General features: G+C 51.8%; 13 protein-coding genes and 2 rRNA genes. 10 read left to right on the forward strand and 5 right to left on the reverse strand.

The window, feature by feature from the left end; translation table 11 throughout:
• Together GS12_RS00685 and rrf are read left to right on the forward strand one after the other, a co-directional pair.
• Positions 1-95, forward strand: a 23S ribosomal RNA gene (locus tag GS12_RS00685); the annotation flags it as partial.
• 75 nt (positions 96-170) lie between these two features.
• Positions 171-286: ribosomal RNA gene (rrf, locus tag GS12_RS00690) — 5S ribosomal RNA — on the forward strand.
• Positions 287-426: 140 nt separating this feature from the next.
• Here the strand turns inward: rrf and mobA are convergent.
• Positions 427-1,005 carry a molybdenum cofactor guanylyltransferase MobA gene (gene mobA, locus GS12_RS00695; protein ID WP_034943100.1) on the reverse strand — a complete coding sequence of 193 codons (579 nt, stop codon included), beginning with the start codon at positions 1,003-1,005 and terminating at the stop codon, positions 427-429.
• Positions 1,006-1,079: 74 nt separating this feature from the next.
• Here mobA and GS12_RS00700 point away from each other — a divergent pair, with 74 nt between their 5' ends.
• The 5 genes from GS12_RS00700 to GS12_RS25370 all read left to right on the forward strand — a co-directional run bounded on the left by GS12_RS00700 (position 1,080) and on the right by GS12_RS25370 (position 6,619).
• Positions 1,080-1,349, forward strand: coding sequence for a YihD family protein (locus GS12_RS00700; RefSeq protein ID WP_034918288.1), 270 nt, complete (start codon positions 1,080-1,082; stop codon positions 1,347-1,349).
• 68 nt (positions 1,350-1,417) lie between these two features.
• The gene (locus GS12_RS00705) at positions 1,418-2,410 is read left to right on the forward strand and encodes a serine/threonine protein kinase (RefSeq protein WP_034943101.1); all 993 of its coding nucleotides are present in this window, start codon (positions 1,418-1,420) and stop codon (positions 2,408-2,410) included.
• Between the two features lie 47 nt (positions 2,411-2,457).
• The gene (gene dsbA / locus GS12_RS00710) at positions 2,458-3,087 is read left to right on the forward strand and encodes a thiol:disulfide interchange protein DsbA (RefSeq protein ID WP_034943102.1); all 630 of its coding nucleotides are present in this window, start codon (positions 2,458-2,460) and stop codon (positions 3,085-3,087) included.
• Positions 3,088-3,505: 418 nt separating this feature from the next.
• A complete protein-coding gene (polA, locus tag GS12_RS00720; RefSeq protein WP_034943104.1) occupies positions 3,506-6,298 on the forward strand; it encodes a DNA polymerase I in 2,793 nt (930 codons plus the stop codon).
• 273 nt (positions 6,299-6,571) lie between these two features.
• Entirely contained in the window at positions 6,572-6,619 is a 48-nt protein-coding gene (locus tag GS12_RS25370) for a hypothetical protein (protein ID WP_456072985.1), read from the forward strand.
• Positions 6,620-6,685: 66 nt separating this feature from the next.
• Here GS12_RS25370 and yihA read toward each other — a convergent pair whose 3' ends face one another.
• Complete coding sequence (yihA, locus tag GS12_RS00725) at positions 6,686-7,321, reverse strand: ribosome biogenesis GTP-binding protein YihA/YsxC (protein WP_034943105.1); 636 nt, start codon at positions 7,319-7,321, stop codon at positions 6,686-6,688.
• A gap of 556 nt (positions 7,322-7,877) precedes the next feature.
• Here yihA and yihI point away from each other — a divergent pair.
• Complete coding sequence (yihI, locus tag GS12_RS00730) at positions 7,878-8,411, forward strand: Der GTPase-activating protein YihI (protein ID WP_034943106.1); 534 nt, start codon at positions 7,878-7,880, stop codon at positions 8,409-8,411.
• 200 nt (positions 8,412-8,611) lie between these two features.
• Complete coding sequence (hemN, locus tag GS12_RS00735) at positions 8,612-9,979, forward strand: oxygen-independent coproporphyrinogen III oxidase (protein ID WP_034943107.1); 1,368 nt, start codon at positions 8,612-8,614, stop codon at positions 9,977-9,979.
• Between the two features lie 28 nt (positions 9,980-10,007).
• Here the strand turns inward: hemN and glnG are convergent, their stop codons facing one another.
• The 3 genes from glnG to glnA all read right to left on the reverse strand — a co-directional run bounded on the left by glnG (position 10,008) and on the right by glnA (position 14,038).
• The gene (gene glnG / locus GS12_RS00740; RefSeq protein ID WP_034943108.1) at positions 10,008-11,417 is read right to left on the reverse strand and encodes a nitrogen regulation protein NR(I); all 1,410 of its coding nucleotides are present in this window, start codon (positions 11,415-11,417) and stop codon (positions 10,008-10,010) included.
• 8 nt (positions 11,418-11,425) lie between these two features.
• Positions 11,426-12,475, reverse strand: a complete 1,050-nt coding sequence (gene glnL, locus GS12_RS00745) for a nitrogen regulation protein NR(II) (protein WP_034943109.1) — start codon at positions 12,473-12,475, stop codon at positions 11,426-11,428.
• 153 nt (positions 12,476-12,628) lie between these two features.
• Positions 12,629-14,038 carry a glutamate--ammonia ligase gene (gene glnA, locus GS12_RS00750; RefSeq protein ID WP_034918301.1) on the reverse strand — a complete coding sequence of 470 codons (1,410 nt, stop codon included), beginning with the start codon at positions 14,036-14,038 and terminating at the stop codon, positions 12,629-12,631.
• Between the two features lie 401 nt (positions 14,039-14,439).
• Here glnA and typA point away from each other — a divergent pair, with 401 nt between their 5' ends.
• A complete protein-coding gene (gene typA, locus GS12_RS00755; protein WP_034943110.1) occupies positions 14,440-16,263 on the forward strand; it encodes a ribosome-dependent GTPase TypA in 1,824 nt (607 codons plus the stop codon).
• The last annotated feature ends 47 nt before the right edge of the window (positions 16,264-16,310 follow it).

A 16,310-nucleotide genomic window follows, 5' to 3' on the forward strand; every position in this document is an offset into this window, starting at 1 on the left:
AGGGACGTTGAAGACGACGACGTTGATAGGCCGGATGTGTAAGCGCAGCGATGCGTTGAGCTGACCGGTACTAATGACCCGAGAGGCTTAACCTTACAACGCCAGAAGCGTTCTGGTGGTAATGAGAGACGAAAAAGAATTTTCAGCGGAGTTCCGGATAACAGAATTTGCCTGGCGGCTTTAGCGCGGTGGTCCCACCTGACCCCATGCCGAACTCAGAAGTGAAACGCCGTAGCGCCGATGGTAGTGTGGGGTCTCCCCATGCGAGAGTAGGGAACTGCCAGGCATCATACAGACGGAAAAGCCTCATGCGAAAGCATGGGGCTTTTTTCGTTTACGGTACGCAGAACGGCTGCACGAAACAAATCATTCAACGGTAACGTTTTCATTTCAGGCGGTAACGGCTGAAAGCGGACGGTTTATACTTCATGATAAAAGATCTTCGGGTAGGTTGATGTTAGCGAATGCCTCAGCGCAACGATCAAAGGACACCGGATGGCCGCCCGCTTGCCTCAGAAACACCATCACTCTGCGCTCTCCGCATGCCAGATAATTAGCGAGATCATCGGCAAGGCTGACATGCATCAGCGCGATGGCTGGGTGATCGCGACCTTCCGCACAGGCCCAAACCGCGCGTGAGTTTCTTTTTTCTTCCCATAATCGGGAAACAACATTAGCAGGTAAAGCGGGCGTATCGCAGGGAGAAAAAAACAGCCATTCAGCGTTGATGCTTTGCATGGCTGTCAGCATACCCGCCAGTGGACCCGGGAAATCCGGTAGCTTATCCATTAAAACAGGTAGACCACTTTGCTGATAACGCGTCAGATTGCGATTAGCGCTGATATAAATACGCGCCACCTGAGGCGTAAGACGCGTGACGACATGTTGATAAAGCGGCTTCCCCTGATAAAGTATCAGGCCCTTATCTTTTCCTCCCATACGGCTTCCTCTACCGCCTGCCAGAACGACGCCGTAAACTGAAGCAATAGTTTGCTGTAAACGCATTGCACAAACACTCTCTTTTAATGTGGTTTTAACCCTGCTACCGTAACAGAATCGTATATAACAGGAGTTATCGTATGAAATGCCATCGTTTAAATGAACTGATTTCACTTTTACAACCGGCCTGGCAGCAGGAGCCCGATCTCAACCTTGTGCAATTCTTACAGAAACTTGCCACGGAAGCGGGTTTTAAAGAGCCGATTGATGCATTAACGGACGACGTCTTGATCTATCATCTCAAAATGCGCGGGTCGGATAAAAATGAAGAAATTCCCGGACTAAAAAAAGACTATGAGGAAGATTTTAAAACCGCTCTTCTACGCGCGCGAGGCGTGATTAAAGATTAAATCTGTCTGGTTCAGACCTTAATGGTATCCTTCATCGCTCTCTTTCCGATTATCTGTGAGTATATCAGATGCATGATCCCGCCTTTAACTTTCAGAATCTTAATCCCGACACCATCCTTGATGCGCTTTGGGATACAGGGATCCGCGTTGAATCAGGCTTAACGGCGCTGAACAGCTATGAAAATCGGGTATATCAGTTTTCTGATGAGAACAGAAAGCGGTACGTGGTGAAATTTTACCGTCCACAGCGGTGGTCGGATGGTCAAATCATCGAAGAACACGATTTCACGCGTGAACTTATGGATGACGAGGTGCCGGTTGCCGCGCCGTTATTGCTACAGGGAAAGACGCTTCATCATTATGAAGGTTATCGTTATGCCATTTTCCCAAGCCTGGGAGGCAGACAGTACGAAACCGATAATTACGATCATCTGGAGTGGGTGGGCCGCTTCCTTGGGCGCATCCATCAAACCGGACGGAAGAAGACGTTTCACCAGCGGCCGGATATTGGATTAAGCGAATATATTGATTTGCCGCTCCAGGTGCTTGAAGCGTGCACCCTGATACCGCGCAGGCTGAAAGAAAATTTAACAGACAGCGTGCGGCTTATCGGCACAACTTTACAAAAATACTGGCATACTCAGTGGCAGCCGCTACGTCTGCATGGCGACTGCCATCCGGGCAACATTTTATGGCGTGACGGCCCGCTATTCGTCGACCTGGATGATGCGCGTAACGGGCCTGCCGTACAGGACTTATGGATGCTGGTTAACGGAGATGCGCAGGAACAGCGCATCCAGTGGGATATTCTGCTGGAAGCCTACGGCGAATTTAGTGAATTCGATACGCGTGAACTTGCGCTAATTGAGCCTCTCCGCGCCATGCGGATGGTCTATTATCTGGCGTGGGTCGTTCGTCGCTGGGACGATCCGGCTTTTCCGGCCAGCTTTACGTGGATGACGGATGAAGATTTCTGGCGCAGGCAGATAACGATTTTTAACGAGCAGGCAAGGTTATTGCAGGATCCGCCTCTGCAACTGATGTCTGCATTTCAGGGCTGATCGCTTTTTCCGATCTGCCTCTTTCGCTGTTAGGAGAAAATTCGGTAATGAAAAAGATTTGGTTTGCGTTGGTTGGTATGGTTCTGGCTTTCAGCGCGTCGGCCGCCCAGTTCACAGAGGGCAAAGAGTTCGTTACGATACCGAAAGCTGCCACCGGCGAGCCGCAGGTGATGGAGTTCTTCTCCTTCTATTGCCCTCACTGTTATGAATTTGAACGTGTGTGGCATGTCAGCGACACCGTGAAAAAAAACCTGCCGGCTGATACTAAAGTCACCAAATATCACGTTGAGTTTCTCGGTGGCGACATGGGTAAAACCGTAACGCAGGCATGGGCCGTAGCGATGGCGCTGGGCGTGGAAGAAAAAGTGACCGCGCCAATCTTTGAAGGTATTCAGAAAACCCAGACGATTACCGATCCGGCCAGCCTGAAAGCGGCTTTTATCAAAGCGGCAGAAATCAAACCGGAAGAATACGATGCGGCCTGGAACAGCTTCGTGGTGAAATCTCTTGTGGCGCAGCAGGAGAAAGCGGCTGCCGATGTCGATCTACGCGGTGTGCCAGCGATGTTTGTTAACGGCAAATATATGGTCAACAACGGTGGTCTCGACACCAGTTCCATGGAAAATTACGTCCAGCAGTATGCGAATGTCGTAAAATTTCTTTTGACTAAAAAATAAACGACTATGCTTATTAACGCCAGCCCGCCGCTGGCGTTATAGCATTGATAAAGCCGCTACGCTTTTAGCGGCATAATTGTTCACGGTTTAGCAAAATTTTTAGGACGAAATTCTGTGAAAGCTTGCTTCATAATAATAAATATCCACATAATACCAATCAAATTCACCGCAGATAAAAACCGATGATTTTTTTATAAAAGATTGTAATTTATAGAATTTTGTTCCCGCGGCGATATCATATCCTGTTTGTAAAATTATCTTAGCAAATTTACGCACAAACTTATCCACAGGTTTTGTTGCGCGCCTCTACGCAAATTTCGCTTGTAAGATAAGTAAATCCCGAGAGTTATTTCATCTTTTATAGCCAGCTGTGGCATCCTTACGCTATTGAAAAAAACACTGAAGAATGTGAAGACCTATGGCTCAAATCGCAGAAAATCCGTTGATCCTTGTAGACGGTTCCTCCTATTTGTATCGCGCTTATCATGCTTTCCCGCCTCTGACCAACAGCGCAGGGGAACCCACTGGCGCGATGTACGGCGTGCTGAATATGCTTCGCAGCCTGCTTTTACAATACAAGCCGACTCACGTGGCGGTGGTTTTCGATGCCAAGGGCAAAACGTTCCGTGATGCGCTTTTTGAACACTACAAATCTCATCGCCCCCCAATGCCGGACGATCTGCGCCAGCAAATTGAGCCGCTGCACAAGATGGTTCAGGCAATGGGCCTGCCCTTGCTGGCAGTATCAGGCGTAGAAGCCGACGACGTTATCGGTACGCTTGCGCAGGAAGCTGAGAAGAGCGGCAGGTCTGTGCTGATCAGTACCGGCGATAAAGACATGGCGCAGTTGGTTACGCCAGATATTACGCTGATCAACACCATGAACAACACTATTCTGGGGCCGGAAGAAGTAGAGGTGAAATACGGCATTCCGCCGTCGCTTATTATTGATTTTTTGGCGCTGATGGGCGATTCATCCGATAACATTCCGGGCGTGCCTGGCGTTGGCGAAAAAACCGCACAGGCGCTGCTTCAGGGGATGGGCGGTCTGAAAGAGATCTATCAGAACCTGGAAAAAGTGGCCGATCTGTCATTCCGCGGCGCAAAAACGATGGCCGCGAAGCTTGAACAAAACAAAGACGTTGCCTTCCTTTCATATCAACTGGCGACGATCAAAACAGACGTTGAGCTTGAGCTCACCTGCGAACAGCTAACGGTCAACGAGCCTGATGTGGAATCTCTGCTTACTCTGTTCCGCCATTATGAATTTAAGCGCTGGCTGTCCGATCTTGAAGAAGGAAAATGGCTTCAGGGGAAAAAGAACAATCCCGCCGCTCAGCAGGCACTGGCGAAAAGCACTGAGACGGAGCCGGCAAGTGAAGCAACCAGCATTCTTTCTTCAGATGGATACGTGACGATCCTTGATGAGAAGACATTTGAAGACTGGCTGGCGAAACTGAAAAAAAGTCCGCTCTTTGCTTTTGATCTTGAAACGGATTCGCTGGATACGCTTAGCGCCAATATTGTTGGAATTTCGTTTGCCATAAAACCCGGCGAAGCGGCCTATCTGCCGGTGGCGCATGATTACCTCGATGCACCTGAGCAGCTCGATCGCGCCAGCGTGCTGTCACGCCTTAAACCGCTGCTGGAAGACGCCGGCCTGTATAAAGTGGGGCAGAATCTCAAATACGATCGCGGCGTGCTGAAAAACTACGATATTGAGCTGGAAGGCATCAAGTACGACACCATGCTTGAATCTTACGCCCTGAATACCGTGGTCGGGCGGCACGATATGGACACGCTCGCCTCACGCTGGCTGAATCACAAAACGGTGTCATTTGAGGAGATTGCCGGCAAAGGTAAAAAACAGCTTACCTTTAATCAAATCGCGATGGAGCAGGCCGCGCATTACGCGGCAGAAGATGCCGACGTTACGCTCCAGCTGCATGAGAAAATGTGGCCGACCCTGGAGAAAGAGCAGGGGCCAAAGCAGGTTTTCGAAAACATTGAAATGCCGCTGGTAAAGGTGATTTCGCGAATTGAACGTAATGGCGTATTGATCGATCAGGGGATTCTGGCAACTCACTCAAAAGAGTTAACATCACGTCTGGCGGAATTAGAACTGAAAGCGCATGAGCTTGCGGGTGAGCCGTTTAATCTCTCGTCCACCAAACAGCTGCAAAATATTCTGTTTGAGAAGCAGGGAATAAAGCCCACCAAAAAAACGCCGGGCGGCGCGCCTTCCACCAGTGAGGAGGTTCTTGCCGAGCTGGCGCTGGATTATCCGTTGCCGAAGGTCATTTTAGAACATCGCGGCTTGTCGAAGTTGAAATCCACCTACACCGACAAGCTGCCGTTGATGATAAATCCAATAACCGGGCGCGTGCATACTTCTTATCATCAGGCCGTTACCGCAACCGGACGCCTTTCTTCAACCGATCCGAACCTGCAAAACATTCCGGTACGTAACGACGAAGGCCGACGTATCCGCCAGGCTTTTGTCGCTTCAAAAGCGTGCAAAATTGTTGCGGCGGACTACTCGCAGATTGAACTGCGCATTATGGCGCATCTGTCACAGGACAAGGGCTTACTGAACGCCTTTGCTGAAGGGCAGGACATCCACCGGGCGACAGCCGCAGAGGTGTTTGGCATGTCGCTTGAGAAAGTGACCGGCGAACAACGCCGCAGTGCTAAGGCGATAAACTTTGGCCTGATATACGGCATGAGCGCATTCGGGCTTTCTCGCCAGCTCAATATCGGCGCTGGCGAAGCAAGAAAATATATGGATCTCTATTTTGAGCGTTATCCGGGCGTATTGCAGTACATGGAAAATACGCGTCAGCAGGCGGCGGAAAAGGGTTATGTCTCTACGCTGGATGGGCGTCGTCTCTATCTGCCCGACATCAACGCCAGCAACGCAATACGTCGAAAAGCCGCCGAGCGCGCCGCAATCAATGCACCGATGCAGGGTACTGCCGCGGACATCATTAAAAAAGCGATGATCGCCGTAGATGGCTGGCTGGAAGGCGAAATGGCATCTGAAGTCAAAATGATTATGCAGGTGCACGATGAACTTGTATTTGAAGTTAAATCATCGGCTGTGGAAGCGGCTTCGGCGAAAATCCGTGAGCTGATGGAATCCAGTATGCAACTGGATGTACCGCTTCATGTCGACGTCGGCGTGGGTAACAACTGGGATGAAGCGCACTGATTGTTGAAAATACGCTATGGAGGCTGGTAACCAGCCTCAAAACGCATTCATAAGTAAATCGTAGGGTTAACCGATTCAGCAGTCTGATGTTATAGCATTTTTCCTAACCGGTTCACCGCAAAGCATTTTTTTTTGTAATTATGCTACAGATAAAGCCGTTTTATGTGACATGCGTGGGATAAAAAGCCTGATTTTGTGAAAACTAACTACAAAAAACCCTTTTGAGCGCCCGTAAAATCATGTAGAGTTTGTCTCGTAGGGTACAGAGGTAAGATGTTCTATCTTTCAGACCGTTTACTTGATGTAATCGGAACTGGCTAAATATTAGCCGCCCCAGTCGTTATGACTGGGGCGTTTTTTATTGGGCTTCATAAAGAACGGAAGGGCTCAGGAGAGGACGTCGGCTTCACTTTCAGCCGGAGGGATTTCGCTAAACCAACTGTCCAGTTTTTGGCTCAATTTCTCAACGCCAATTTTTTTCAGTGAGGAAAACATCTCCACCTGAATATCGCCCGCAAAGGTTTTTGCCATTTCCCGCACCTTATTCAACTGCGTTTTACGCGCGCCGGAGGCAAGCTTGTCCGCCTTGGTCAACAGTACCAGCACCGGGATCGCACTCTGTACGGCCCACTGAATCATCTGCTGATCCAAATCTTTCATGGGATGACGGATATCCATTAATACGACCAGGCCTTTCAGGCACTGTCGCATCTGAAGGTATTCTCCCAATGCGCGCTGCCATTTAAGCTTTATCTCTTCCGGTACTTCCGCATAGCCATAGCCGGGTAAATCGACCACGCGATAGCCTTCGGCAATCTGAAAAAGGTTAATGAGCTGGGTACGGCCAGGGGTTTTACTGGTACGCGCCAGCGATTTCTGGTTAGTCAGCGTATTAAGCGCGCTGGATTTGCCAGCGTTTGAACGTCCGGCAAACGCCACTTCAATTCCGGTATCAGAAGGAAGATGACGGATATCAGGTGCGCTGGTAACAAAATGAGTAACGTGGTAATTCCAGCCAGACAAAATAAAAACTCCAGATAAAAGGGCAACTATGACGAGTATACCCTGTCTGGAATAAAAGCGCGCCACCGACTCTTAAGGCGCCTCTTCCTTGTGAGACATTGACCATTTACAGTGCCAGTAATTTCTGTATTTTATGCTTCATTTTTAAATAAAAATAAATATAAAACAATACCTTAATAAATAGCGCTATTTATAGAATGAAATATTTTTCTCACTTGCCTTGTGAGATTCATTATTTCATCTACATTAGTTGTCAGAACATGGAATGTTTGCTTCAGGATGAAGCGCTCAAGGGCATCAGGACGATGCGGAGCAGGGACGGAGCGGCGTTACGGATAACCCCACCTAAATGGAAGGGATAGCGTTCAGGCATGAACGAAACGGCAAAGGAAAACCGGGATGTTGTGTGCTAAAAGGGATGCTTATTAAGACAGACCCTTCTGTCGAAGGGATGAAAAAAGGCGCCAGGGCAACCTGGCGTCTTTTTTCTTTGTCTGCTTTCTGCTAGATTCCGCCGCAATTCTATACTGAATATACATTCCCTGAGATCAATATCATGAAGCAGCCCGCACGTAAGCCCCTGGATAAAAAACCGGCGGCAAAAGCCAAACGTAAACCATCGCGTGAAGAGATAAATGTCGCCGCGCGTGAGCAGAAACGCGACAAAAAACACCGTGGTCATCCTTCTGGCAGCAGAGCGAACCCGAAAGCGGCGACGCAGAAGGGCGGTAGCGAGGCGAAAGTTGCCGATCCGCGCATTGGCAGCAAAAAACCTGTCGCGCTGGGCCCGATCAGTGCGGAAAGCAAGCCATTAAAGCCTAAGAAAGAGGCAAAACCGGCAAAACCTGTCCTGTCGGCCGAGGAAGAACTGGCGATGCTTGAAAATGACGAGCGGTTGGACACGCTCCTCGATCGCCTTGAAAATGGCGATACGTTGTCGGCAGACGATCAGGCCTGGCTTGATCAATCACTCGATCGCATTGATGTACTGATGGAGCAACTCGGTATTGCGCTTGATGACGACATGGAAGACGAAGAAGCGGAAGAAGATATGTACCGCTTACTGAAAGGCGGCTCTGCCGGGAAGTAAAAGATGCGGCAGCGCAAACGCCGCTTTTTCCCGGGAAAAGGTTTCTCTGCTAATGAATTGGTCTGGATCAATTTTTGCGCGAATTCTGATCCGGAGCCCCGGCGGGCTATTCGTTACACTACGTCGTCTGACGCGACCCTGCCGCGCAGAATGACCGTTCATCCACCAGACGGTCGGTAACCAGACGAGGAGCGACTACCGTGACGCAGACGATTGAATGGGATTTGAGCCTGATCCAGAAATATAATATTTCTGGTCCGCGCTATACCTCTTATCCCACCGCTCTGGAATTCCATCAGGATTACAGCGAACCGGACTTTTTACAGGCGGCACAGCGCTATCCTGACCGTCCGCTCTCGCTCTATATTCACATCCCTTTCTGTCATCGTCTGTGCTACTTCTGCGGATGTAACAAGGTGGTGACCCGACAGCACCACAAAGCGGATGCGTATCTGGACGCCCTGGAAAATGAAATCAAAGCCCGTGCGCCGCTGTTTCGCCATCGCAGCGTCAGCCAGATGCACTGGGGCGGCGGCACGCCAACCTACCTTAGCAAGACGCAAATCGCCCGTTTGATTACGCTGCTGCGGACACAGTTCGATTTTAGCGATCGCGCTGAACTGTCGATTGAGGTTGATCCGCGTGAAATAGAGCTGGACGTGCTCGACCATTTACGTGCGGCGGGTTTTAATCGCCTGAGTATGGGCGTGCAGGATTTCAACAAGGCGGTGCAGGAAAAAGTGAATCGCGTGCAGGACGAGGAGACGATATTTGCCCTTGTACATCGTGCCCGTGCGCTGGGATTTACTTCTACCAATCTGGATTTGATTTACGGCTTGCCGCTGCAAACGCCTGAAAGCTTCGCCTTCACGCTTGAAAAAGTCATTGGGCTCAGGCCGGACCGGCTCAGCGTATTTAACTATGCACACATGCCTGCGCTGTTTGCCGCACAGAGGAAAATCAAAGAAGCTGACCTGCCGAATGCGCAGCAAAAGCTTGATATTCTTCAGCAATCCATTGCCACGCTGACGCACGGCGGCTATCAGTTCATCGGCATGGATCACTTTGCTCATCCGAACGACGAGCTGGCCATCGCCCAGCGCGAAGGCAAACTTCATCGCAACTTCCAGGGCTATACCACGCAGGGCGACAGCGATCTGCTCGGCATGGGTGTATCGGCCATCAGCATGCTGGGCGACAGCTATGCGCAGAATCAGAAAGAGCTGAAGGCCTACTATGCGGATATCGCCGACCATCGCACGGCGCTGTGGCGAGGCGTAAAACTCTCTGAAGACGACTGCCTGCGTCGCGATGTGATAAAGACGCTAATCTGCAATTTTTCGCTCAATTTTGCCGATTTTAGCGTGCCTGAAGGCGGTTTTACTGACTATTTCGCCGACGATCTGGCGCTGCTTGCTCCCCTGATTAGTGACGGGCTGGTGAAACGTGATGACAAAGGGCTTCAGGTTACCCCTAAAGGCCGCCTCCTTATCAGGAATATCTGTATGTGTTTTGACGTCTACCTGCGGCAAAAGGCGCGTCTGCAAAAGTTCTCGCGCGTCATATAAAAAGGCCGGCTTGCGCCGGCCTTAACGATCACTCCATTCCTAACTCTTTCAGCTTGCGGGTCAGCGTGTTGCGCCCCCAGCCAAGCAGGCGCGCGGCCTCCTGCTTGTGCCCCTGCGTGTGCCGAAGCGCCGTAGTTAACAGCGTACGCTCCATTTCCGGCTGCGCTTCCGATAACAGGTTTTGATGACCGGAACGCAGCGCGCGATCGGCCCACTGCGCCAGCAGCGTTGCCCAACTATCCGGTAGCGACTGCACCGGGCTGTCGGGCGTCGCCGTTTCAAACAGCTCTGGCGGCAGATCCTGAATCAGCACCTCCTGCCCGGCGGCCATTACCGTCAGCCAGCGGCAGGTATTTTCCAGCTGGCGAACGTTACCTGACCAGTGCAGACGCGTGAGCGCCTTTTCGGTTTCGGGATGCAGGATTTTTGCTTCCACGCCCAGTTCGCGTGCGGCAACCTGAAGAAAATAGCGCGCCAGGCGCGGGATATCTTCACGGCGTTCGCGCAGCGGAGGCAGGTGAACGCGTATCACGTTCAGACGGTGAAAGAGATCCTCGCGGAATTTACCTTCCTGCACACGCAGTTCCAGATTCTGGTGCGTCGCAGCAATAATACGCACATCCACTTTAACCGGCGCATAGCCGCCAACGCGGTAGAACTGACCGTCAGCCAGCACGCGCAGCAGTCGTGTTTGCACATCGAGCGGCATATCGCCAATTTCATCAAGAAACAGCGTGCCGCCATCGGCCTGCTCAAAGCGACCCTGACGAATTTGATTCGCACCGGTGAACGCGCCTTTTTCATGGCCGAACAGCTCAGATTCAATTAAATCTTTCGGGATCGCGGCCATATTCAGCGCGATAAAGGGCGCCTTACCGCGCGGACTGTGACGATGCAGCGCATGCGCCACCAGCTCCTTACCGGTGCCTGATTCGCCGTTAATCAGCACGCTGATGGAGGAGCGGGAAAGGCGGCCGATGATACGAAATACGTCCTGCATCGCCGGCGCTTCGCCAATAATGTCGGCGGTCGGGCCGCTGACCGGCTGATTACGCGGCTGTTGCTGCTCCTGATAATGGCTGATCGCGCGTTCGACCAGCGCCACCGCTTCGTCAATATCAAAGGGTTTAGGCAGATAATCAAATGCCCCTTGTTGATAGGCGCTGACTGCCGCATCAAGATCGGAGTGCGCGGTCATAATGATGACCGGGAGCATTGGATGCCGCTGCTTGATCTGTTTGAGTAGCGCCAGTCCGTCCATGCCGGGCATACGAATATCTGAAAGTAAAACGTCTGGGGTTTTGGTGGTGAGGGCTTCCAGCACCTCGTTACCGCTGTCAAACGTGACACAGCTTAAACCGGCTCCTGTGAGCGCACGCTCGAGCACCCAGCGAATGGAGCTATCGTCATCGACGATCCAAACTATCCCTCGTTGCATAGAAACCTCTATTTACGAATAGGCAGATAAACCGAAAATTCGGTATGGCCAGGCCAACTGTTAAATTCTATTTTTCCCGAGTGCTGATCGATCAGGCTACGCGCGATCGACAGGCCCAGGCCGGTTCCGCCTTCGCGTCCGCTTACCATTGGATAAAACAACGTATCCTGAAGCTGCGAAGGAATACCCGGCCCGTTGTCTTCAATATCGATGCGGGCAACCAGTCGATAACGCGTGCCGTGCAGCGTGAGCTGAAAAGCGGTGCGGGTGCGCAACGTAATGGTTCCTCCCATTTCCCCGAGCGCCTGAAGCGCATTACGCACCATATTCAGCAGCACCTGCTCAATCTGATCGGGATCGTGCGGCAGTTCGGGAAGGCTGGGATCGTAATCACGAATTAACGTGACGTTATCGGGCAGCTCCATCGAAACCAGATTGACCACGCGCTCGGCGGCCTGATGAATGCTTTGGGTAATATGCATGCCCGGCTGCTGCGGTCCTAACAGGCGATCGACCAGGTTACGCAAGCGGTCGGCCTGTTCAATGATCACTTTGGTGTATTCCGTCAGCGAAGGATCGGGCAGCGCTTTCGCCAGAAGCTGCGCTGCGCCGCGTAAGCCGCCCAGTGGATTTTTAATTTCATGCGCCAGGCCGCGAACCAGATCGCGCGCGGCGACCTGCTGCGCATGCTGAAGCTGCTCCTGACTGAGTCGACGCTGATTATCCATCGGCGCCATCTCCAGCAGAATAAAGCCGTCAGCAACGCGTTGAGCGGTAAGTGACATAATGTGCGCCCGGCTGTCGACCACCAGCGTCACTTCGCTGTCGGTAAAGCCCTGCCCGGCGTTGAGACTTTCGCGCATGACCTCAATGTTCAGCGAAAAGTAGCCCACCAGCTCCGGCAGCGGCGTACCAAACAGCTTGCGTGAGCTTTGTGACAGTAACTGCTGCGCCGCAGGATTGGCAAAGTGAACCACCAGTTCGCTGTCAACCAGCAGCACGCTATTAATCAGAGAGTTGAGGATCTGCCCAGCATCGGGCAGCTTGCCTGTTGCCATACAGCGTTCCCCTGCACTTTTTTAGTGCATTATAGTCCCAAAGTCGTTCCGGGACGGCGGATGCGTGGAGAAAAAAGCCCATCCGAAGATGGGCTGCAATTTCCACGGCAACAATTCCCGGCACGTTGATATCAGAAAGCCGGGTGAGAGCGGTTAAACGCTGTAGTAGAGTTCGAATTCAACCGGATGTGGCGTCATACGCACGCGATCCATCTCAGCCTTACGCAGATCGATATAGGCGTCGATAGCGTCATCGGTGAATACGCCGCCGCGCGTCAGGAATTCACGGTCTTCGTTCAGCGCATTCAATGCTTCTTCCAGCGAACCCGCTACTTTTGGAATTTCTGCTTCTTCTTCCGGCGGCAGGTCATACAGGTTTTTGTCCATCGCATCGCCAGGGTGGATCTTATTGATGATGCCGTCCAGGCCAGCCATCAGCAGGGCAGAGAACGCCAGGTATGGGTTAGCCGCCGGGTCAGGGAAACGCGCTTCAATACGGCGTGCTTTCGGGCTGGCAACCACAGGAATACGGATTGACGCAGAACGGTTACGGGCGGAGTAAGCCAGCATGACCGGGGCTTCGTATCCAGGCACCAGACGCTTGTAGGAGTTAGTGGTTGGGTTAGCCAGCGCGTTGATGGCTTTCGCATGTTTGATCACGCCGCCGATGTAGAACAGCGCCGTTTCTGACAGGCCGCCGTATTTATCGCCTGCGAACAGGTTGTTGCCATCTTTAGAAAGCGACATATGGCAGTGCATGCCGGAGCCGTTATCACCAAAAATAGGTTTTGGCATAAAGGTGGCCGTTTTGCCCCAGGCGTGCGCAACGTTGTGAACAACGTATTTGTAGATCTGAATTTCGTCCGCTTTTTTGGTCATAGTGTTGAAGCGGGTAGCCACTTCGTTCTGACCTGCCGTTGCCACTTCGTGGTGATGCGCTTCAACCACCAGGCCCATCTGTTCCATGATCAGACACATGGCTGAACGGATATCCTGTGAAGAGTCGACCGGTGGTACCGGGAAGTAGCCGCCTTTCAGGCCAGGACGGTGACCTTTGTTGCCGCCTTCATACGTTTTACCGGTGTTCCAGGCTGCTTCGATATCGTCGATAGCCACGTGCGAACCCGACGTCGTTGCGCCGAAGCGGACGTCGTCAAACAGGAAGAATTCAGGCTCTGGTCCAAAAAGAACGGTATCTGCAATGCCTGATGAGCGCAGGAAATCTTCTGCACGCTTGGCGATTGAGCGCGGATCGCGGTCATAACCCTGCATGGTGCCAGGCTCAAGGATGTCGCAGCGAATGATAAGCGTAGCGTCTTCGAAGAACGGATCGATAACCGCAGTGGACGCATCAGGCATCAGAACCATGTCTGATTCGTTAATGCCTTTCCAGCCGCCAATTGAGGAGCCGTCAAACATTTTGCCTTCTTCGAAGAAGTCAGCGTTAACCTGGTGTGCAGGAATGGTCACATGCTGCTCTTTACCTTTAGTGTCGGTAAAACGCAGGTCAACAAACTTGACTTCATGCTCGTTCATCATCGACAGAACGTGTTCAGCGGACATACTTAACTCTCCTGGATTTTGTCAGTGTCGTGTTGCTCAGAGAGCCTCATGGCGGAGATCTCTGCTACGTCATCAACCGTTGTAGAAACTTGCATTTCTGGCTTAAGAATATAAAAGCGAAATCTATGCCAACTTTCTCATTTGCCCGGAAAAGCGCTATGATGCCCGCTCTTGTTAAAGAAGAGCTGCACCACGATGGATGGCGCGCACCATTATGGTGCTTTGCGGTAGGGTGTTGGCACCATGATGGTGCAAATTATCATTAAGGTGCATTTTTTGCACCGTTATTGGCATAAAAAGCAACCCTGAGAGTTATCTTTAATTGAAATCTGTGATCCTGTTCAGTCCTTCGATTAATCCGTGTACAATAGCGCGCTATTTCTAATGCCTGAGGCAAAGCTGTGATCGAAAATTTGCGTAACATCGCCATTATTGCCCACGTTGACCATGGTAAAACCACCCTGGTTGATAAGTTGCTGCAACAGTCCGGCACGTTTGATGCCCGCGCTGAAGCAACCGAACGCGTAATGGACTCCAACGATTTGGAGAAAGAGCGTGGGATTACCATCCTCGCAAAAAACACCGCCATTAATTGGAAAGACTACCGCATCAATATCGTGGATACCCCCGGACACGCCGACTTCGGCGGCGAGGTGGAGCGCGTGATGTCGATGGTTGACTCGGTGCTGCTGGTTGTGGATGCAATGGATGGCCCTATGCCGCAAACCCGTTTCGTGACCAAAAAAGCGTTCGCTAATGGTCTGAAGCCGATCGTGGTAATTAACAAAGTCGACCGTCCTGGCGCACGTCCGGACTGGGTTGTCGATCAGGTATTCGACCTGTTTGTAAACCTTGATGCGACCGACGAGCAGCTCGACTTTCCGGTAATCTATGCCTCTGCCCTGAACGGTATCGCGGGTCTGGATCATAATGATATGGCCGATGATATGACCCCGCTGTATGAGGCGATCATTGAGCACGTTTCACCGCCGCAGGTTGAAATGGATGCGCCATTCCAGATGCAGATTTCCCAGCTTGATTACAACAACTACGTTGGCGTAATCGGCATTGGTCGCATCAAGCGCGGCAAAGTTAAGCCTAATCAGCAGGTTACTGTTGTAGACAGCGAAGGCAAAACCCGTAATGGTAAAGTCGGTAAAGTGCTGACTCACCTTGGCCTGGAGCGCATTGACGCCACCGAAGCCGAAGCGGGCGATATCATCGCTATCACCGGTCTGGGCGAACTGAACATCTCCGATACGATCTGTGATCCACAGAACGTTGAGGCGCTGCCAGCGCTGAGCGTTGATGAGCCTACCGTCACCATGTTCTTTAACGTCAACACCTCACCTTTCTGTGGTAAAGAAGGCAAGTACGTGACGTCGCGTCAGATCCTTGACCGTCTGAACAAAGAGCTGGTGCATAACGTGGCGCTGCGCGTGGAAGAAACGTCAGATGCTGACGCGTTCCGCGTATCAGGTCGTGGCGAGCTGCACCTGTCGGTGCTGATCGAAAACATGCGCCGTGAAGGTTTCGAACTGGCCGTATCGCGTCCGAAAGTTATCTTCCGTGAATTCGAAGGCCGCAAGCAGGAACCGTTCGAAAACGTTACGCTGGATATCGAAGAGCAGCATCAGGGTTCCGTGATGCAGGCGATGGGCGAGCGTAAAGCCGACATGAAAAACATGGATCCGGATGGTAAAGGTCGCGTACGTCTCGACTACGTTATCCCGAGCCGTGGTCTGATTGGCTTCCGTAACGAGTTCATGACCATGACCTCCGGTACGGGCCTGCTGTACTCTACCTTCAGCCATTATGACGACGTTCGTCAGGGCGAAGTGGGCCAGCGTCAGAACGGCGTGTTGATCTCCAACGGCCAGGGTAAAGCAGTCGCCTTCGCCCTGTACAGCCTTCAGGATCGCGGCAAACTGTTCCTGGGACACGGCGCGGAAGTGTATGAAGGCCAGATCATCGGTATTCACTCACGCTCCAACGATCTGACCGTGAACTGTCTGACCGGTAAGAAACTGACCAACATGCGTGCTTCCGGTACTGACGAAGCCACCACGCTGGTTCCGGCCATCAAAATGACGCTTGAGCAGGCTATCGAGTTCATCGATGATGACGAACTGGTCGAAGTGACGCCGCAGTCCGTACGTATTCGTAAACGTCACCTGACGGAAAACGATCGTAAACGCGCAAGCCGCGGACCAAAAGAGGCGTAATTCTCTTTTTGCGCTGCTCTTTTCCAGGCCGGTGTTCTTCCGGCCTG

It is taken from the genome of Erwinia oleae (genome assembly GCF_000770305.1).
Taxonomy (GTDB): Bacteria; Pseudomonadota; Gammaproteobacteria; order Enterobacterales; family Enterobacteriaceae; genus Erwinia; species Erwinia oleae.